This is a genomic window from Roseomonas elaeocarpi (assembly GCF_042433915.1).
Taxonomy (GTDB): domain Bacteria; phylum Pseudomonadota; class Alphaproteobacteria; order Acetobacterales; family Acetobacteraceae; genus Roseomonas; species Roseomonas elaeocarpi.
On the sequence record NZ_JBHLUN010000004.1, the window covers coordinates 1 to 18,126 of the forward strand.

Consider the following 18,126-nt stretch of genomic DNA (forward strand, 5'->3'; position numbering starts at 1 on the left):
GCGCGCCACCAGCGGCCCCAGCACCAGCACCGAGGCGCGCATCTTGCGCACCAGGTCATAGGGCGCCTCGAGGTTGCTCGCCTCGCCACCCATGGTGAGGGTGCGCGCGCGCGTGTCGTGCTCCACCGACAGCCCGTGCTGGGCCAGCAGCCGCGCCATGGTGCGCACGTCCTCCAGCGCAGGCGCGTTTTCCAGCACCAGCGGCGCCTCGCCCAGCAGGGATGCCGCCATCAGCGGCAGCGCCGCGTTCTTCGCACCCCCCACCGCAATCGTGCCGCGCAAAACACGTCCACCCGTCAAGCGTATCCGGTCCATCAGCCCCAATCCCCCTTCTGCGGTCCGCTGACCGGCACGCGTCGCGGCAGGGCGGGTCCTCGCCAGCCCGGCGACAAACCCTTCTCCTGATCGCGCAGCCGGCCGGTCCCGGGTGCCCCCGCACCCGCACGAACCGGGAAGCCCCCCAGGACTTCCCCTCGCCGGCCTGCATACACGCCGCGGGGTGGATCGGACAGGCGCTTGCACCTGGCCGGGCGAGGGCCGTCAGGGCCGCCGGGTCGCGCCGATCCGCCGGCCAGAACCCTGGCGGGCGTAGCGCGGGGCACCCGTTCAGCCGCCCCGCCGTTCAGGGCCACCCCGCTCAAGGTCACCCCGTTCAGGGTGGCGAGGGGATCCGGCGCATCTCCGCCACGAAGTCGTAGCGGTCGCCGCGATAGGTGGAGCGGGTGAACTCCACCGCCGAGCCGTCCTCGCGGTAGCCGTGGCGGACCGTGCACATCACCGGGCTGCCCGGCGCGATGCCCAGCAGCCGGGCGTCGGCCGCGGTGGCGGCGGCGGCGCGCAGCAGCTGCAGGGCGCGGGCCGGCGCGTGCCCGCGCGCTTCCAGCACCGCGTAGAGCGAGCCCGTCACCAGCGCCGGGTCGGGGATGCAGTCCGCCGGCACCACGGCGCGCTCCACCGCCAGCGGCTCCCCATCGGCGCGGCGGATGCGCACGAAGCTGGCCACCCGGCGCCCGGCCGGCAGCGCCAGCGCCACCACCTCCTCGGCGGAGGGCAGGCGGATCACCTGCTCCACCCAGGTCTGCCCGGGTTCGGCGCCGCGCGCGGCCATGTCCTCGCTGAAGCTCGACAGCCGGGCGAGCGGCTGGTTGATGCGCGCCGCCACGAAGGTGCCCGAGCCGTGGCGCGAGGCCACCAGTCCGCGCGAGGCCAACTCCTCCACCGCCTTGCGCACCGTGGTGCGCGACAGGCCGGTGCGGGTGGCCAGCACGCGCTCGGGCGGCAGCGCCTCGCCCGGGCGCAGCACGCCGCGCTCCACCGCCGCGGCCACCCGTCCCGCCAGCGCCAGGTAGAGCGGCGCGCTGCCGCCTTCCTCCGGCGGGATCGGCCGCCACGGATCTTCGGGCGCCGTGCCGCCCATCACCGCGCCACCGGCTTCAGCCACCATCGCGCCCCACCGCGCCGCGCTCCGCAGCAGCAGCCTCGCGCGCGCGCCGCAGATTGTTGCCGGCAGCCCGCAGCCGCGCCGCCGCCTCGTCGCGCCCGAAGCCGTCGATCATCAGCACCGCGCGCGGGATGTCGCCGCCCGAAGCCTCCCAGGCCGCGGCCGCATCCTCCAGCGGCGCTTCCGCCAGTGCCGCGATGATGCGCTTGGAGCGTTCCACCAGCTTGGCATTGGTGGCCACGACGTTGACCATCAGCCCCCGGTACACCCGGCCCAGCTCCGTCATCAGCCGCGTGGAGAACAGGTTCAGCGCGATCTTCTGCGCCGTGCCCGCGCTCATCCGGGTGGAGCCCGCCAGGAATTCCGGCCCGGTTTCCAGCGCCACGGGGAACTCGGCCTCGGCCAGCAAGGGCGCCGCGGGGTTGTTGCTGAAGCCCACCGTCACCGCGCCGGCCTCGCGTGCGGCGACCTGCACCGCGCGGGTGTAGCGCGTGGTGCCCGAGGCCGCGACCGAGAGCACCACGTCTGCCGGCGTGGGCCGCAGCGCCAGGATCTCGCGCCGGCCGGCCTCGGCATCGTCCTCGGCGCCTTCCACCGCGCGCACCAGCGCCGGCTCGCCGCCCGCCATCAGGAAGTGGAGGCGCTCCAGAGGCCAGCCGAAGGTCGGGTAAAGCTCCACCCCGTCCTGCGCCGCGAGCCGCCCCGAGGCCCCGGCCCCGCAATAGATCAGCCGCCCGTGCTCCCCCAGCCGCGCCGCCGCCTCGGCCACCGCGGCGCCGATGGCGGGCAGCGCCGCGCGCACCGCCACGAAGGCGCCGATCTGGTTTTCCAGCATCGCCGCCAGCGCCTCGTCGCGCGGCCAGTCCTCCGCGTCGCGGTAGCGGCGGAGGCTGGCCTCGGTCGCGGGGGCGGCGGGGGATGCCGGTGCGGGCTGCTGAACCATCCTGATACCACTCCAAACCGGGACCTTCGGTTCCCGCTGCCTCGCCCAGGTGCGCCGGGCACCCGCTTCACCCACAGTGCCCCGACCCAGGGCCTGAAAGAAGTGCCCATTCCGGACAGACCGATCAAGTAAAGCTTTGCCAATTGGTATCGGGTTGGTATCGTCCAAACCATGATCACGCCGCGATACGTGCTCGCCCTCGACGGCGGCGGCAGCAAGACCGAGGCCGAGCTGCGCCGGGCGGACGGCACGCTGCTGGCGCGCGGGCGCGGCGGCCCGGCCAACCTGTTCCGTGACCGCGACGGCGCGCTGGCGGCCGTCGAGTCGCTGTGGCAGCGCTGCTGCGACGGCGCGGCGCTCGACCCCGAAACCGCGCGCGGCGAGACCGCGCTCAGCGCCGGCCTCGCGGGCGTCAGCGCCGCCGGGGCCGTGGAAGCCTTCGGCCACGCGTTCCGCGGCTTCGGCGCCGCCCACCTGTCGAGCGACGCCTTCGTGGCGCTGCTCGGCGGCTTCGGGGGTGCGCCGGGGGTGCTGCTCTCGGTCGGCACCGGCACCGTGGCCTGCCTGCGCGACCGCGACGGCGGCTTCCGCAGGCTCGGTGGCTGGGGCTTCCCGGTGGGCGACCGCGGCGGCGGCGCCTGGCTCGGGCTGCAGCTCCTCACCGCCTGGCTGGAACACCGCGACGGCGTCCACACCGCCGAAAGCTCCGCCCTGCTGTGGCGCGCGGTGGAGGAACGCCTCGGCACCGACCGCACCGCGATCCTCGCCTGGCTGCGCGAGGCCGCACCCGCCCATTTCGCCACGCTGGCGCCGCTGGTGGCCGAGGCCGCGCTGCGCGGCGACGCCTTCGCCGCGGCGCTGCTGGACGAGGCCGCCACCCACCTCGCGCGGCTGGCGCTGGCGCTGGAACCCTCGGCCGGGGTGCCGGTGCTGGTCGGCGGCGGCCTCGCCCCGGCGCTGCGGCCCCGGCTGGCGCGCATCCTGGGCAGCACCCTTCTGGCACAGGGCCGGCAGCCGACGCCGCTGCACGGGGCCTGGCTGGTGGGAACCGGCCGCTTCCCGCCGGAACTCGCCGCGCCACCCTCCCCCCATCCCGGCAGCAAGGGCGCCGCATGATCGTGATCGGCCTGATGTCCGGCACCTCGGTGGACGCGATCGACGCCGCCGCCGCGGAGTTCCTGTGGCGCCGCACCGAGATCGTGCTGCGCCCCTTGGGTCATGCCGAGTTCCCCTGGCCGGACGGCACCCGCGCCCGCCTGCTCGACGCGCTGCCCCCCGCCGGCACCAGCATGGCGGAGGTCTGCGCGCTCGACACCCTGGCGGGCGAGGCCTTCGGCGCGGCGGCGGATCGCGCCGTGCGGGAACTGGCGGGCGGCCGGGCGGACCTCGTCGTGTCGCACGGACAGACGGTGTTCCACTGGATCGAAGGCGGACGGGCGCGCGGCACGCTGCAGATCGGCCAGCCCGCCGCGATCGTGGAGGCCACCGGCCTGCCGGTGATCTCCGACATCCGCGCCCGCGACGTGGCGGCGGGCGGCCAGGGCGCGCCGCTGGCCAGCACGCTGGACGCGCTGTGGCTGGCGGGCACCGACGGGCGGCGCCGCGCGGCGCTCAACCTCGGCGGCATCGCCAACATCACGGTGGTGGGCCGCGCCGGCGAGCCGGTGCTGGGCTTCGACACGGGACCGGCCAACTGCCTCCTCGACGTGGAGGCCGCGCGGCTGAGCAACGGGCAGCGCAACAGCGACACGGACGGGGCGCTGGCGCTGTCGGGCACGGTGCGCCCCGACCTGCTCGCACGGCTGCTGGAGGATGCCTATTACAGCCAGCCTGCGCCCAAGAGCACGGGGCGGGAGCTGTTCCACACCGACTACACCCGCGAGCGGCTTCGCGGCCTGCCGCCGGCCAGCGGGCCGGACCTGATGGCGACCCTCACCGAACTCACCGCCCGGACGGTGGCCGCCGCCTGCGCCGCGCACGGGGTGGTGGAGGTCGTGGCCTCAGGCGGCGGCACGCGCAACCCGGCGCTGATGGCGGCGCTGCGGCGCAACCTCGCCCCCGCGGTGCTGCTGACCAGCGAGGAGCGCGGCCTGCCCACCGACGGCAAGGAAGCCTACCTGATGGCGCTGCTGGGCTTCCTGTCCTGGCACGCCGTGCCGGGCGTGGCGCCGGGGGCCACGGGCTCGCGCACGCCGCGCGTGCTGGGCCGGATCTCGCCCGGCGACGCGCCGCTGCGCCTGCCCGATCCCGCGCCCGCCCCCACCGCGCTGGTGATCGAGCCCGCCGGCCCGTCGGCCCTCCCCGCGGCGGATGGCCCCGGCCCGTCACCCGCCGACTACCCCCCCGCCGCCACCCCAGACCTCCCCAGCGACCGGGCCTGAAGACCCGCCGCGCAGCCACCCGAACGAACCGGAAAGTCCCCCCGACATGCGCCTGCTCGATTTAACGGTGATCGTGATCTACCTCGTGGCGATCGCCGCGATCGGGTTGCGCCTGTCGGGGCAACAGAACAGCGCCTCGGCCTATTTCGTGGGTGAGCGCGACCTGCCCTGGTGGGCGGTGTGCTTCTCGATCGTGGCGACCGAGACCAGCACCCTCACCGTGATCAGCGTTCCGGGCGTGGCCTATCTCGGCGCCTTCGGCTTCGTGGAGCTCTCGATCGGCTACCTCATCGGGCGCACGCTGGTGGCGACGGTGCTGCTGCCGCTCTACATGCGCGACGGCTTCGTCAGCGCCTACCAGTACCTCAGCCGCCGCTTCGGCACGGGCTTGCAGGTGGTGGCCTCGGTCACCTTCCTCATCACCCGCCTGCTGGCCGAGGGTGTTCGCCTCTTCGCCTCCGCCATCCCGATCAAGCTGCTGTGCGACGCGATCGGCGTGAACGTGGACTACGTCACGATCATCGTCGGCCTGTCGCTGATCACGCTGGTCTACACCTATGTCGGCGGCATCCGCGCGGTGATCTGGACCGACGCGATCCAGATGACGCTCTACATCGGCGGCGCGCTGCTCTGCGTGCTGATCCTGACCAACGAGATCCCCGCCGGCGGCCTCGCCCGCGCCTGGGATGCTGGCAAGTTCCAGGTGCTGAACTTCGCAGCGCCGATCCTGACCAGCCCCTTCAACTGGATCGCGGCGATCATCGGCGGCGCGGTGTTCGGCATGGCCTCGCACGGCACCGACCAGCTGCTGGTGCAGCGCGTGCTGGCCTGCCGCACCCTGCGTGACGGACAGCGGGCGATGATCGGCAGCGCGGTGATGGTGGGCATCCAGTTCGCGCTGTTCTCGCTGGTGGGCACGCTGCTCTGGGTGCACCTCGACGGCCGCTCCATCGCCGAACTGGGCCTTCGCTCGGCCGACGACCTGTTCCCGCGCTTCATCCTGGATGAGCTGCCGGCCGGCATCTCCGGCCTGTTGATCGCGGGCATCCTGGCCGCCACCATGGGCTCCCTGAGCTCGGCGCTGAACTCCATGGCAAACTCCACCGTGGCCGACCTGTGGCGCACCCTGGCCGGCCCCACCTCGGACGAGCGGATGCTGCGCATCTCGCGCATCTTCACCGTGGTCTGGGCGGTGGTGATGGCGGGCTTCGCCTGCCTCTTCACCGACACCAAGAGCTCCGTGGTGCTGCTGGGACTGGGGATCGCCGGCTACACCTACGGCGCGCTGCTGGGCGCCTTTGTCCTGGGCCTCGTGGTGCGCCGCGCCAGCCAGCGCGACGCGGTGGTGGCCTTCCTGGCGACGGTGGCGGTGATGAGCTGGGTGGTGCGCTCCTATACCCTGGCCTTTACCTGGTACGTGCCGCTGGGGGTCGTGGTCACGCTGCTGGTGGGCGGGCTGCTGTCGCTGACCCACGCGGCGCCCACGCCGCGGCGCGACGACGTGGCGGCGGGGCTGGCGCGGTGAGCGATCCCAACCCCTACCTGGCCAACCCCTACCTGGACTGGGTGCGCGGGCTGGAAGCCTCGCTGCGCGCCGCCGCCGCCCTGGAGCCGCCGGCCCCGGCGGAGGCGCCGGCGCCCGCCCCCGCCGGCACGCCGGAACGTACGGCCCTGATCTTCGCGCCCCATCCGGATGACGAGGTGATCGTGGGCGCCCTGGCGCTGCGCCTCCAGCGAGAGCTCGGCTTCCGCGTCACCGACGTGGCCGTGACGCTGGGCAGCAACCTCGCGCGACGTCCCGGCCGCCTGGCGGAGCTCCGAGCCGCCTGCCGCGCGCTGGGCTTCGCCCTGGCCCTTCCGGTGCCCGACGGGCTGTCGGGCATCAACCCCCGGGCGGAACAGGCCGAGCCGGAAAACTGGGAGGCCGCCGTCGCCGCGGTGGCCGCGCTGCTGGAAGCGCACCGCCCGGCGGTGGTCTTCCTGCCGCACGAGCACGACTGGAACGTCACCCATACCGGCACCCACCGCCTGGTGCTGGCGGCGATGCGGCGGCTCCCGGCGCTGCGCTGCCTCACGGTCGAAACGGAGTTCTGGGGCGCCATGGCCGCGCCCAACCTCATGGTGGAATCCTCGGCCGAGGATGTGGCGGAACTGGTGTCCGCGCTGGCGCTGCACCGGGGCGAGGTCGCCCGCAACCCCTACCACCTGCGCCTGCCGGCCTGGATGATCGACAACGTCCGCCGGGGTGCGGAGCTGGTGGGCGGCCAGGGCGGCACGGCGCCCGACCTCGCCTTCGCCACGCTCTACCGGCTGCGGCGCTGGGAAGCGGGCGCCTGGCACGAGGTCCTGCCCGCGGGTCAGGTCCTGGGCCGCCACGGCAGCCTCGCCCCCCTCTTCGCCGGCTGAGAGGACCCGTTCGGTGGAAGTGATCATCCGCCCCGACGCCGAGACCGCCACCGCCCTGGCGGCCCGCCTGATCGCCGAGCGGGTGCGCGCCAAGCCCTACACCGTGCTGGGCCTGGCGACGGGACGCACCATGGAGCGCGTCTACGACCACCTCGTCGCCCTGCACCGCGAAACGGCGCTCAGCTTCCGCAACTGCGGCAGCTTCAACCTCGACGAATACATCGGCCTCGCGGCGGAGGACCCGCAATCCTACCGGCACTACATGCGGGAGAAACTGTTCAGCCGCGTCGACATCGACCCGGCGCGCACGCACGTCCCCGACGGCATGGCCACGGACCTTTCGGCCGAGGCGCTGCGCTACGAGGCGCTGATCCGCGAGGCCGGCGGCATCGACCTGCAGCTGCTGGGCATCGGCGAGAGCGGGCATATCGGCTTCAACGAGCCGCTCTCGGCGCTGATGTCGCGCACCCGCGACAAGGCGCTGACCCTGACCACGCGGCAGCAGAACGCCGCGATGTTCGGCGGCGACGTCGACGCGGTGCCGACGCGGGCGCTGACCATGGGCGTGGGCACGATCCTCGACGCGCGGGAAGTGATCCTGGTGGCCACCGGCGCGGCCAAGGCCGCGATCCTGGCGCGCGCCGTGGAAGGGCCGGTCACCGCGATGATCAGCGCCTCGGCCCTGCAGCTGCACCCGCGCTGTAAGGTGATCGTGGACGAGGCCGCCGCCGCCGCGCTGACGCAGGGTGAGTACTACCGCTGGGTCTTTGCCAACGAGCCGGAATGGGCCCCCTACCGGGACTGAGCCGGACGCCGCACGGGAACGAAGCGCTGCCAGGTCAGGCGCGCCCCGGTCCGCGCGACGACGCCCCGCCGGCTCGGGGCGGGGCGTTCCGGGATCATCCCCTCAGCCGTGCGAGAAGCTCAGGTGACGCCGCACGGCGCGCATCGCCAGCAGGCCGAGGGCGTTGGAGCCGATGCACCATTCCACGAGGTAGAGAACGCTGTAGTAGGACTTGATGTGGTCCCCGAAGGCGCCCTCGCGGATGATCTCGTGGATGTGCAGCAGCGGCATCCAGAGAAGGATGTTCCTGATCTCGGGCGGGAACCACGCCGCCGCGTAGAAGGCACCCGAGATCGGCATCAGGAGATAGGTGGCCGGGTGCAGGATGCGCTCGAAGCTTTCCCAATAGGCGGAGGCGGAGGCGACCAGCAGCGACAACCCGTTGCACAGCACCGCCATGGCGCCCAGCCCCAGGTAGATCTGCCCGATATTCGCCGGCGGCATCTCCATGAACAGGGATGTCGCGGCGATCATGATGCTCACCACGCCCAGGATCGCCAGGATCTCGATCAGGTTGCGGCCCATCATGATGTCCAGCAACGTGACCCGCCGGTGGTAGAGCAGCGTCATGTTCGACTGGATGGCCATGGCGGCCCTGGTCACCACGGACCGGAACATGAAGAACGGCACGTAGCCGTAAAGGCTGAACAGGAAGGGGTCCAACCCGCCCGGCATGGTATGGCCCGAGGCGTAGTGGATCAGGCCGACCGCCGTGCCCAGCACCAGCGGTTCCAGGAACAGCCAGAGAAACCCGATGTTGTGCCGGCCGAAGCGGGTCTGGATTTCCCGCATCATGATGGCGAAGACGACGGACCTTTGTATCCTCAGGCTTTCGAAGAAGCCTTCGCCGGTCGCACCGTAGTGGCTCATCGGTTCGTCCTTATCTCGTGCCGCAACGGCGGCAGGGCGAGTGGCCGCGCGGACCGGCCCCGCTGACGCGGGTCGGACCAGGATGCGCCCTGCCCGCGGAGCCCGGGCCGCCCGGCAGCGGCCGGCGCAGCATCGTCCCGCCAACCGTTTCGGCCGCGGCGGCGTCGGGCCACGCCACCAGGGTACCCGGGCGCGTCAGATCAGCTTTCCCTTGGCCGCCAGCCAGCGGGCCTTATCCAGATCGCTCACCAGCAGCGCGCCTGATTCCGGGTCTTCTATACTGCGCAGGCGATAGAACTGATAGGTCCCTCTCGGCTTGCCTTCCGCTTCGGGGGCACTCATCACGGTGCCGATCTGCAGGCCATCGAAGTCCTTGCGCCCGTAGATGCGCTGGATGCGGGCGGACTTGACCTCGATCGCGCCCGAGGGCCGCGCGTGGTGCAGCACTGCCGGAATGTCGAGGTGATCCGCCAGCAGGTCCCCTTGCGGCTCGATGTCGTCGAAGGGGGCCTTTCCATGCCCTTCCGCCTCGATTTTTCCGGTCCGGGCGTTTTCCCGCAGCTTCAGCTTGCTCTTGCCGCGCACCCTGGTGAGCAGTTCGATGGCGATCCAGGCTACTATCGCAACCACCACGAACCAGTGGATCGGGAAATCCCTCACGTCATTCTCCTGCTTTGCGATGCTTTCCGGCTGTCACGGAAAAACAAGGAAGTTTCCGGGTTCCCCATCCGACCCAATCCCGGCTCTCCCGCTTCCTTATGCAGGAACATCGCAACATCTTTTGCTTGGTTCCCGCATCGCACTTTCCCTTCGGGACTTACCGAATATTGCAATAATTGTCCAGGGTGACACCACTTTCCTGCGCCGAAGCAATAACAGGCGATCGGCAGGGCAAACAGATCATAACCCGATCTTCGCGCCGAAGCGGACGGCTGCGGACGGCAGCGGTCCCGCCGTTCCACCGGGCACCGGCACCCGCGGGTTGCCGGATCCCAGTGGCCCACGGCCCGTAGCCGCATCGCCGGCGCCGGCTCCCTCGGCAGACCGCCACCGGCCACCCCCGCGCTGCACTCCTGCTCCGCCCCCGCCGCTCACCCGTGCGAGCGACGTCGCGCGGGCGCGCCCTCCACCACCTTCAGGGCGGCCTTGGGAAGAGCCGCGGGGGCAGCGCCGGGCGAAACATCCGGGCCATCGCCCGGCACGCTCCCCGGCTCGGCATTGCGCGCCACGATCTCCGCCACGAAGCCGCGCAGCGCTTCCACCAGCACCTGGGCCGCGGGCGTCAGCGGCGTGTCGGCGCGGCGGATCATCCCGGCCGGCCTGGCGCGGGAGGCCGCGGGCAGCGGCGCCGCGCGCATGGTGCCGCGCAGGAGGTCGCCCGCCATCATCGTGTTGGGCATCACCGAGATGAAGTCGGTGGAATGCAGCATCTCGCGGATAAAGGAATAGGAGGTCGAGCGCAGCGAGGTCGTGGGCACCAGCCCCAGCATCGCCAGCAGCTGGTTGATCTCCTTGCCCACCTGCTGCCCGATCGTCGGCAGCACCAGCTCCCACCGCCGCAGCGCCTCGGCCGTGATGGCAGCCTCGAAGATCGGGTGGCCGGTGCGCGCCAGCACCGAGATCGGCTCCTCGTAGAGCGCTTCCCGCAGGAAGCCATCGGGCTTCTCGGTCGGGTAGAGCTGCCCCACCACCAGGTCGATCTCGCCCGCCTCCAGGCGTGGCAGCAGGTCCTCGGTGCGGCCCTGCACCACCTGGATCACCAGCTCCGGATGCGTTCCGTGCAACCGCCCGAGCACGCCCGGCAGCACGCCCGCCGCCGCCACCGGCAGCGCACCCAGCATCACCGTGGCCTTGATCCGCCCCGACAGCCGGTCCAGCTCCTCATCGAGGCGGCGCAACTCGCCCAGCATCCGCCGGGCGGATTGCAGCACCACCTCGCCCGCCTCCGTGGCATGCACCCCGCGCCCGCTGCGCTCGAACAACTGGAAGCCCAGCAGCGACTCCGCTTCCTGCAGGCTGCGGGTCAGCGCCGGCTGCGTCACCGCCAGCGCGCGCGAAGCCCCCAGGATGCTGCCATGCGCCGCGATGGCGTCCACCGCCCGCAGCAGGCGGAGCTTGAGCTGCTGATCGAGGTGCCTGGGCATCGTGTTCCGGCGTCGCGTCCCGACCCGGCCGCGGGAAACGCGGACGGACGGACAGGGCGCGCATCCTGCACCAGCCGCGGCCGCAATCCCAGGCCTGTCCGGTTCGGGCTGACGTCGGGCCTCTCCGGGGGAGAGAAAGAATTCTCTCCCCCGGACCCCCACTCATCTTTTCTCGGGACGCTGCCGCAGGAACGTTGAAGGCCCGTCGCGGTACGGCAGCCGCTGGCACTGCTGAAAACCCGGAAGGTTCTTGTCGGCGCTCACTGAGGCTTCCCTCGCTCCGGGTCGTGGACTCGGAGCGCACGACCCGGGCCATCGTCCCGCGGCAGCGTTTCGAACAAAGATGAGGGGCAAGGGGTCCGGGGATGGGGAGAATTCCTTCTCCCCACCCCCGGGGCTCACCACCGGCACCGGCCCACGACCGGCCAGCGCCCCCCGGACGTCACTCCTCCATCGTCGCCAGCACCGCGTCCAGCAGCGTGTCCAGGTCCTCGGTCGCCAGCACCTCCGACGACAGCATCGCGCCGTGCTCGGCCGACCAGTCCTGCCGCTGCGCGATCGGGCCGCTCAGGATCGGCGCCACGCCCACCTCGCTCACGGTACGGGCGACCTCGCGCATTTCCTCGGCGCGGCGGCGGCCATGGATCAGCGGGCGGCTGATGACGTAGCGCGCCAGGCCGCGCCAGTCGGCATGCGGGATGGTGTCCGACAGCGAGGCCAGGACCTCCTTTTCCACGCCGTAGCGGCGCGCCGCCAGCAGGCACTCGGTGGTCAGCGTTTCCAGCCCCTTCACCATCACGCTGCGGCACATCTTGACCGAGGACGCGCGGCCGATCTCCTCCGAGAACACCGTCAGCGCCATGTGGAACGGCGCCATGCGCTCCAGGAAGGCCTGCGCGTTCGGGCCGCCCAGCAGCATCGGCGAACGCAGGCCCTTGGGCGGCACGCTGGTCATCACCGCGGCCTCGACGTAGCGCCCGCCCGCCGCGGTGGCGATGGCGGAGGCCTCGCGCTTGGTGCCGGGCGAAACGGAGTTCACGTCCACCACGAAGGGCGCGTGCTCCAGCGCCCCCGCCAGCGAGCGCACCGCGTCGAGGTCGGAACCGGCGGTCACGGCGACGATCACGATCTCCGCCCCGCGCGCCGCTTCGGCGGCCGAGGCCGCGCGGCGGATGCCGGCCGCCTCGGCGTTGCGCGACGCCTTGCTGCCCGGGTCGGCGAAGGCGGTGTCGAAGGCGGTGATCTCCGCTTCCCCGCCGGCGCGCAGGTCACGCGCGAAGATGCTGCCGACTTCGCCGAAGCCGATGATGGCGATGGACATGAACTCGTCTCCCTGTTGTCGCCCAGGCAGGCGGGCGACGTGGCTGGCCGCGAACCGGGCGGTTCACGGGTTCTGGCACGGGCGGCGCCGGCCCGCCCCCTGCCAGTGGAACTGTGTCACCCAAAGGACCGTGAGCCCAACCGGCGCCCGGCCCGACCCGCGGCGGGGCGCCCCCTGCCCCGCCGCGAACCCTGCGTCACTGGCGCGGAATCCCCGCCGTCTCGATCACCTCGGCCCAGCGCGCCGTGTCGGAGGCCAGGAGCTGCCTCATCGCTTCCGGCGTGCCGCCGCGCGGCTCCACGCCGGAATTGGACAGCACCTCGCGCACCGAAGGCATCGCCAAGACCGCGTTGGCGGCGGCGTTGATCGCGGCGATCGCGGCCGGCGGCGTGCCGGTGCGCGCCACCAGCGCGTTCCAGGAGGTCACGTCGTAGTTCGCCACGCCTAGTGACTGCAGCGTGGGCGCGCCCGGCAGGCTTTCGGAGGGCACCGCCGAGGTCACCGCGATGGCGCGCAACGCGCCGGCATTCACCTGCCCCAACAGCGGCGCCGTGATCTCGAAGGCCACGTCCACGTCGCCGCGCAGCAGCGAGGTGATCAGCTGCGGCGTGGCCGGGAAGGCCACCGTTTCGGCCTTGAGCCCGGTGCGGATCTTGAACAGCTCGGCCGACAGGTTCTGCGTGCTGCCGGCATTGATCGTGCCGATGTTCACCGCCCCCGGCTCCGCCCGCATCCGGTCGGTCAGGTCCTTCAGCGTGCGGATCGGCGAGTTCGGCGCCACCAGCACCGCGATCGGAAAGGCGCCCAGCGTCACGATCGGCGCGAAGTCGCGCAAAGGATCGAAGGGCAGCGACTTGAACAGCGACCGGCTGATCGCGGTGCCGTTGGTGGCCGCCATCAGCGTGTGGCCGTCGGCGGGCGCTCCCATCACCTGCTGCGCCGCGGTGATGCCGCCGGCCCCCGGGCGGTTGTCCACCACCACCGGCTGGCCGAGCCGCTCCGCCATCGGGTTGGCCACGGCGCGGATGGTCAGGTCCGCCACGCCGCCCGCGGCAAAAGGCACCACGATGCGGATGGGATGGTCGGGGAACTTCCCCTGCGCCCGCGCCACGCGCGGCGCGGCCAGCAGCGGCGCCGCCGCCGGCAGCGCCAGCAGGGCCGCGGCCCCGCGCAGCAGTGTCCGGCGCCCCGTCGCCGGCTCCGTCGGGGCGGAACGCCTGCCGCCCTCCGGCTCGAAACGGTTATCCATGGCCTCGGTGCTCCCTCAGTTCGCCTGCACGTTGGCGCGGCGGACCACCTCGCCCCATCGCTCGCGCTCGGCCGTGATGAAGCGGCCGAAGGCTTCGGGCGTGTCGGGCGCCGCCACGGCACCCTCGGCCTCGAGCCGCGGCTGCAGCTTCGCACTCTTGAGGATGCGGGTGCATTCCACGTTAAACCGGTTGATGATCTCGGGCGGCGTGCGGGCCGGCGCCACCAGCCCGTACCACTGCGTCGCCTCGAAGCCCGGCAGGCCCTGTTCCGCCATGGTGGGAAGCTCGGGCGCCGCCGACAGCCGATCGAGCGAGGTCACGCCCAGCGCCCGCAGCATCCCGGCGCGCACCGGCGGCAGCACCGGCGGCCCGCCCGTCAGCGTCAGGTCGATGGTGCCCGAGATCAGGTCGTTCATCATCGGCGCGGTGCCGCGATAGGGCACGTGCGTCATCTCGATGCCCGCCGCCAGGCTGAAGGCCACCGCGGCGATATGCGCGGCCGAACCGTTGCCGCCGGAACCGTAGCTGAGCGCGCCCGGCTTGCTCTTGGCCAGCGCGATCAGCTCCGGCACGCCGCCCTTGGGGAAGCTCTTGGGGTTCACCACCAGGATGTTGGGCACGATGGCCGCCAGCACGATCGGCGCGAAGGCGGTGGCGGTGTCGAAGGGCAGGTTGGGATAAAGCGCCGGGTTCACCGCCAGCGTGCCAATATGGCCCATCATCAGCGTGAGCCCGTCGGGCGGGGCATGCGCCACCACCTCGGTGCCGATCGTGCCGCCGGCGCCGCCGCGGTTCTCCACCACGAAGGGCTGACCGAAGACCTCCTGCAGCTCGGCCGCCAGGGCGCGCGCCAGGATGTCGGTGCTGCCGCCCGGCGTGAAGGGCACCACGATCCGCGCCGGCCGGTCCGGCTTCCAGCCGCCGGCCGCCCCCTGCGCCCTCGCCCCGCGCACCATTCCGGTGCCGAGCGCGAGGCCCCCTAATCCCGCGGCGAGGCCGCGACGTCCCAACATCATTCCTGTTCGTCCTTCCCGACCGGGCCTCTTCGTGCCCTGGATCTTGCCGTGGCCCGCGCGGACAGCCCGCGCGGCACCCCGGATCTCTCGCCCGCGCCGGACAGGCCTTCCGGCCCGGCGCGAACCGTCGCGGGCGCCCGCTGCCCGAGGCAACGCGGCGCCCGCCGCCGTCACCCTACCTCGGGTGGCAGCCCTTCCCAGATCTCCCCGACCGAAAGCTCACGCGGGATCAGCCCCTGCTCGGCGCAGAAGCGGCTGGCCACGCGCAGCGCCGGCTCCAGCGCCGCGCGCCCACGCAGCGGCGCCTCGGGGAACAGCGACACCGCCGCCGCCGCCACGCCCGGCCGCGCCGCCACGTCGGCGCGCAGCACCAGCAGGTGGTTCACCGGCTTGAAGCCGTAATGCGCCAGGAACTTCCGCCCCGCCTGATCCGGGTCTGGGAACACGGTGCGCAGCGCCGGGTCCGACGGCACGTCGTTGCCCACGATCACCGCGTCGAGCGCGCCATCGCGCAGCATCGCCAGCATGTCGGCGCCGTCCGGCGCGCGCTCGCACCAGGGCGGGTCCCGGTATTCCGCGAGATGCGCGTCCTCGAAGCACACCCAGCGCACCTGTTCCGGCCGCAGCCCGAAGCCGTCGCCCAGGATGCCGCGCAGCCACATCGCCGTGGTCTGTCCGTAGGAGCGCACGCCCAGCCGCTTGCCCGCCAGGTCGCCCGGCCCCTGCACGGGACCGTCCACCCGGCACAGCAGCGCCGCTTCCTGGAAGCGTTCCGCCACCACCACCGGCAGCAGCACCAGCGGCTTGGCCGCCGCCTTGGCCATCAGGAAGGTGGCGATCGCCATCTCGCTGAGCTCGAAGCGCCCTTCGCGCACCATCGGCGCGAAGGCGCGGTTGGCCGGCTTGATCCCCGCGTCGTCGAGCCGCAGCGCCGCACCCGGCACCGCGCCGTCGAGGGCGGCTACGGTGTGCGGATAGCGCCCGACGGCCGAGCGCAGCACCGGGAGTGCGGCGCCCTCAGCCACCGAAGTCCTCGTAGCGCAGCCCCTTCTTGGCCAGCGCCTCGCGCATGCCGTAGATGTCGAGGCCGAGCTCACCGGCCTGCAGGCGCTTGCGGGTCGCGGCCTCCTTGTCCTCGCGCTTGCGCGACGCCTCGAGCACCGCCTCCGCTTCCTCGCGACGCACCACCACCACGCCGTCGTCGTCGCCGATCACCAGGTCGCCCGGGTTGATCAGCTGCCCGGCGCAGACCAGCGGCAGGTTCACGTCGCCCAGCGTTTCCTTGACCGTACCCTGCGCCGACACCGCCACCGACCAGACAGGGAAGTCCATCTCGCGCAGCGCCGCCACGTCGCGGCAGCCGCCGTCGATCACCAGCCCCACCACGCCGCGCGCCCGCAGCGAGGAGGCCAGCAGCTCCCCGAAATAGCCCGCGTCGGAGGGCGAGGTCGGCGACACCACCAGGATGTCGCCCTCCCGGCACTGTTCCACCGCGACGTGGATCATCCAGTTGTCGCAGGGCGCGATCGACACGGTGACGGCGGTGCCCACCGCCTGCGCGCCGGCGTAGATCGGCCGCATGCGGGAATTCAGCAGCCCCTTGCGGCCCTGCGCCTCGTGGATCGTGGCGACGCCGTAGGGCGCGAAGCCCTTCGCGACCTCGGCGGAAACGCGCGGCGGGTTGCGGCGGACAAGGCTCACGCCAGGGTTTCCACGACGTGCGGGAAGACGCTCTGGTAGCCTTCGCCGTACTTGATCGACTTCTCGGAGTTGCGGGCCGCCTGCGCGCCGCGCTGCAGCGCCACGCGGGTGTAGTATTCCCACAGGTGCTCCTGCCCGGCCATGCACTCGATGGCCGCGCGCTTCTTTTCCCACACAGAGGAAATGTCGAGCAGCACGTCGGGCTTCCAGTCGCACTGCTCGGGCTGGTGGGGCTCGAACAGGAAGACCGGCGGCGCGCCGAGCACCTTCTGGTGCGGGTTGTGGCCATGCGCCTGGGCGGTGATGCGCGCGTTCTGCGCGAAGTCCGTCACCGCCGGGTGGTCGTGGTTGTAGATGTCCTTCTTCGAGTGCGTCAGCACGAACTTCGGATGGATGGCGCGGTACACGTCCACCAGCCGGAACAGCGAGTCGTTGTTCAGCTCGATCGGGTAGTCGCCCAGGTTCCAGAACTGGATGTCGTGGACGCCCAGGACCTCGGCCGCCTTCTTGGCCTCTTCCTCGCGCGCGGCCTTCACGCGCTCCAGCGTCATGCCGGGCTGGCGCCACAGCTTGGCGGACTCGCCGCGCTCGCCGTAGCTCAGGCACACCACGGTCACCTGCCACCCCTGCGCGGCGTGCAGCGCGATGGCACCGCCCGAGCGCCACACGAAATCCGCGGAATGGGCGCTGACAACCAGCGCGGTCTTGTTGTCGCTCATGCGATTCCTCCAGCACAGGTGCCGGCGCGGCGACGGTTTCAGCGGAGCAGGGCCGAACACCGGCGGCAACCGTGGCGGCGGCCCCGCCGGGGACCGCGCCGCGACGCGATCCGACCCGGAAAGGGTCGCCACCCCGGCGCCGCACCGCGCCAGGAACTTCGGGCGGAGCCTAGGCGTGGCGGCGGCGGGCTGTCGTATCGCTTTTCCCGGCAGCGTTATCAGGATCGGGCATAGCCGCGCTGCCGGCGCGGCCGGGGGGCATAGCCGCGCCGGATAGCGCGACACCTCCTTGGCAGCAGTGTCGGGAACAACCCCGGTGGGAAGGCCGGACCGACGGCTCAGCCCTGGAGCCCGGTGCGGAAAGGTTCAGTCAAGGGCGCGACCGGAGCGCGCCCCCGGATCATGGCCCGGAGGTCAGGCGGCAGGGCCGCCGCCCCGGGGCCTCCGTCACGCCGGGCGCCGGTCCGAACAGCGCGGCCGGCGTTGCGCCCTCAGCGCGCGAAGACGCTGTCGAAGTCCTTGAAGCCCTTGACCTCGATCGGGTTGCCCGAGGGGTCGAAGAAGAACATCGTCCGCTGCTCGCCGGGCTCACCCTCGAAGCGCACCACGGGCGGGATGTCGAAGCCGGTGTCGGCCTTGCGCAGCCGCTCCGCCAGGGCGAACCAGTCGTCCAGCGGCAGCACCACGCCCAGGTGCGGCATCATCACCTTGTGGTGCCCGACATTGCCGGTGCGCGTCACCTCGAAGGGCTTGCCCAGGTGCAGCGAGATCTGGTGCCCGAAAAAGTCGAAATCGACCCAGGTGTCGGTGGAACGGCCTTCCTCGCAGCCGAGAACGCCGCCGTAGAAGCGGCGCGCCTCGTCGAGGTCGGTGACGTGGTAGGCGAGGTGGAAGAGTGACTTCACGCTGAGAATTCCCGTGTCTCGATGGGGCCGGTCCGCCCTGCGGCAGGAGGAGCAGCACGGGAGGGCGAGGCTGTCCATGGCGGGCGGGGGTGTTTCGCCCCGGTTCCGCGCCGTGCCTGCCCATTGCTGATGCGGAGCCCGGCCGGCTGCCCAAAGCTTTGTCAGAACGGCGCAAGACGGGTCAA

Annotated in this window: 17 protein-coding genes and 1 pseudogene; 5 read left to right on the forward strand and 13 right to left on the reverse strand. The window is 72.2% G+C overall.

Going from position 1 to position 18,126, the window contains the following annotated elements; genetic code table 11:
* The 3 genes and pseudogenes from ACFFGY_RS05065 to ACFFGY_RS05075 form a co-directional block, all read right to left on the reverse strand.
* A pseudogene (locus ACFFGY_RS05065) lies at window positions 1-315 on the reverse strand (UDP-N-acetylglucosamine 1-carboxyvinyltransferase); the annotation flags it as partial.
* A 337-nt stretch (window positions 316-652) separates the two neighbouring features.
* Complete coding sequence (locus ACFFGY_RS05070) at window positions 653-1,444, reverse strand: GntR family transcriptional regulator (RefSeq protein WP_377043330.1); 792 nt, start codon at window positions 1,442-1,444, stop codon at window positions 653-655.
* Window positions 1,434-2,384 carry an N-acetylmuramic acid 6-phosphate etherase gene (locus ACFFGY_RS05075; protein WP_377043331.1) on the reverse strand — a complete coding sequence of 317 codons (951 nt, stop codon included), beginning with the start codon at window positions 2,382-2,384 and terminating at the stop codon, window positions 1,434-1,436. Before ACFFGY_RS05075 ends, ACFFGY_RS05070 begins: the two co-directional genes overlap by 11 nt.
* Window positions 2,385-2,555: 171 nt before the next feature.
* Between ACFFGY_RS05075 and ACFFGY_RS05080 the strand changes: the two genes are divergently transcribed.
* The 5 genes from ACFFGY_RS05080 to nagB are packed head-to-tail and all read left to right on the forward strand — an operon-like array spanning window position 2,556 to window position 7,976.
* Window positions 2,556-3,500 carry a BadF/BadG/BcrA/BcrD ATPase family protein gene (locus tag ACFFGY_RS05080; RefSeq protein ID WP_377043332.1) on the forward strand — a complete coding sequence of 315 codons (945 nt, stop codon included), beginning with the start codon at window positions 2,556-2,558 and terminating at the stop codon, window positions 3,498-3,500.
* Window positions 3,497-4,765: an anhydro-N-acetylmuramic acid kinase gene (locus ACFFGY_RS05085; protein WP_377043333.1), complete on the forward strand. Its 1,269-nt coding sequence runs from the start codon at window positions 3,497-3,499 to the stop codon at window positions 4,763-4,765. Before ACFFGY_RS05080 ends, ACFFGY_RS05085 begins: the two co-directional genes overlap by 4 nt.
* A 46-nt stretch (window positions 4,766-4,811) precedes the next feature.
* Entirely contained in the window at window positions 4,812-6,290 is a 1,479-nt protein-coding gene (locus tag ACFFGY_RS05090) for a sodium:solute symporter (protein WP_377043334.1), read from the forward strand.
* Window positions 6,287-7,171 (forward strand): PIG-L deacetylase family protein, encoded by an 885-nt coding sequence (locus tag ACFFGY_RS05095; protein ID WP_377043335.1) that lies wholly within the window; start codon window positions 6,287-6,289, stop codon window positions 7,169-7,171. The genes ACFFGY_RS05090 and ACFFGY_RS05095 overlap by 4 nt, the downstream gene beginning before the upstream one ends.
* A 13-nt stretch (window positions 7,172-7,184) precedes the next feature.
* Window positions 7,185-7,976, forward strand: coding sequence for a glucosamine-6-phosphate deaminase (gene nagB, locus ACFFGY_RS05100; RefSeq protein ID WP_377043336.1), 792 nt, complete (start codon window positions 7,185-7,187; stop codon window positions 7,974-7,976).
* 102 nt (window positions 7,977-8,078) lie between these two features.
* Here the strand turns inward: nagB and ACFFGY_RS05105 are convergent, their stop codons facing one another.
* From ACFFGY_RS05105 to ACFFGY_RS05150, 10 genes are all read right to left on the reverse strand, one after another.
* Window positions 8,079-8,885 carry an ABC transporter permease gene (locus tag ACFFGY_RS05105; RefSeq protein WP_377043337.1) on the reverse strand — a complete coding sequence of 269 codons (807 nt, stop codon included), beginning with the start codon at window positions 8,883-8,885 and terminating at the stop codon, window positions 8,079-8,081.
* Window positions 8,886-9,080: 195 nt separating this feature from the next.
* Window positions 9,081-9,545, reverse strand: coding sequence for a hypothetical protein (locus ACFFGY_RS05110; RefSeq protein ID WP_377043338.1), 465 nt, complete (start codon window positions 9,543-9,545; stop codon window positions 9,081-9,083).
* Between the two features lie 431 nt (window positions 9,546-9,976).
* Window positions 9,977-11,029, reverse strand: a complete 1,053-nt coding sequence (locus tag ACFFGY_RS05115) for a LysR family transcriptional regulator (protein WP_377043339.1) — start codon at window positions 11,027-11,029, stop codon at window positions 9,977-9,979.
* 442 nt (window positions 11,030-11,471) lie between these two features.
* Window positions 11,472-12,350 (reverse strand): NAD(P)-dependent oxidoreductase, encoded by an 879-nt coding sequence (locus ACFFGY_RS05120; protein WP_377043340.1) that lies wholly within the window; start codon window positions 12,348-12,350, stop codon window positions 11,472-11,474.
* A gap of 196 nt (window positions 12,351-12,546) precedes the next feature.
* Window positions 12,547-13,599 carry a Bug family tripartite tricarboxylate transporter substrate binding protein gene (locus ACFFGY_RS05125; RefSeq protein ID WP_377043342.1) on the reverse strand — a complete coding sequence of 351 codons (1,053 nt, stop codon included), beginning with the start codon at window positions 13,597-13,599 and terminating at the stop codon, window positions 12,547-12,549.
* A 15-nt stretch (window positions 13,600-13,614) separates the two neighbouring features.
* Window positions 13,615-14,616, reverse strand: a complete 1,002-nt coding sequence (locus tag ACFFGY_RS05130) for a Bug family tripartite tricarboxylate transporter substrate binding protein (RefSeq protein ID WP_377043343.1) — start codon at window positions 14,614-14,616, stop codon at window positions 13,615-13,617.
* Window positions 14,617-14,786: 170 nt separating this feature from the next.
* Window positions 14,787-15,641 carry a substrate-binding domain-containing protein gene (locus ACFFGY_RS05135; RefSeq protein WP_377043344.1) on the reverse strand — a complete coding sequence of 285 codons (855 nt, stop codon included), beginning with the start codon at window positions 15,639-15,641 and terminating at the stop codon, window positions 14,787-14,789.
* Complete coding sequence (locus ACFFGY_RS05140) at window positions 15,634-16,317, reverse strand: 4-carboxy-4-hydroxy-2-oxoadipate aldolase/oxaloacetate decarboxylase (RefSeq protein WP_377043345.1); 684 nt, start codon at window positions 16,315-16,317, stop codon at window positions 15,634-15,636. Before ACFFGY_RS05140 ends, ACFFGY_RS05135 begins: the two co-directional genes overlap by 8 nt.
* Window positions 16,314-17,036, reverse strand: coding sequence for a PIG-L deacetylase family protein (locus ACFFGY_RS05145; protein WP_377043346.1), 723 nt, complete (start codon window positions 17,034-17,036; stop codon window positions 16,314-16,316). The genes ACFFGY_RS05140 and ACFFGY_RS05145 overlap by 4 nt, the downstream gene beginning before the upstream one ends.
* 491 nt (window positions 17,037-17,527) lie before the next feature.
* On the reverse strand, window positions 17,528-17,941 hold the full coding sequence (locus tag ACFFGY_RS05150) for a VOC family protein (RefSeq protein ID WP_377043347.1): 414 nt from the start codon (window positions 17,939-17,941) through the stop codon (window positions 17,528-17,530).
* Window positions 17,942-18,126: the final 185 nt, after the last annotated feature.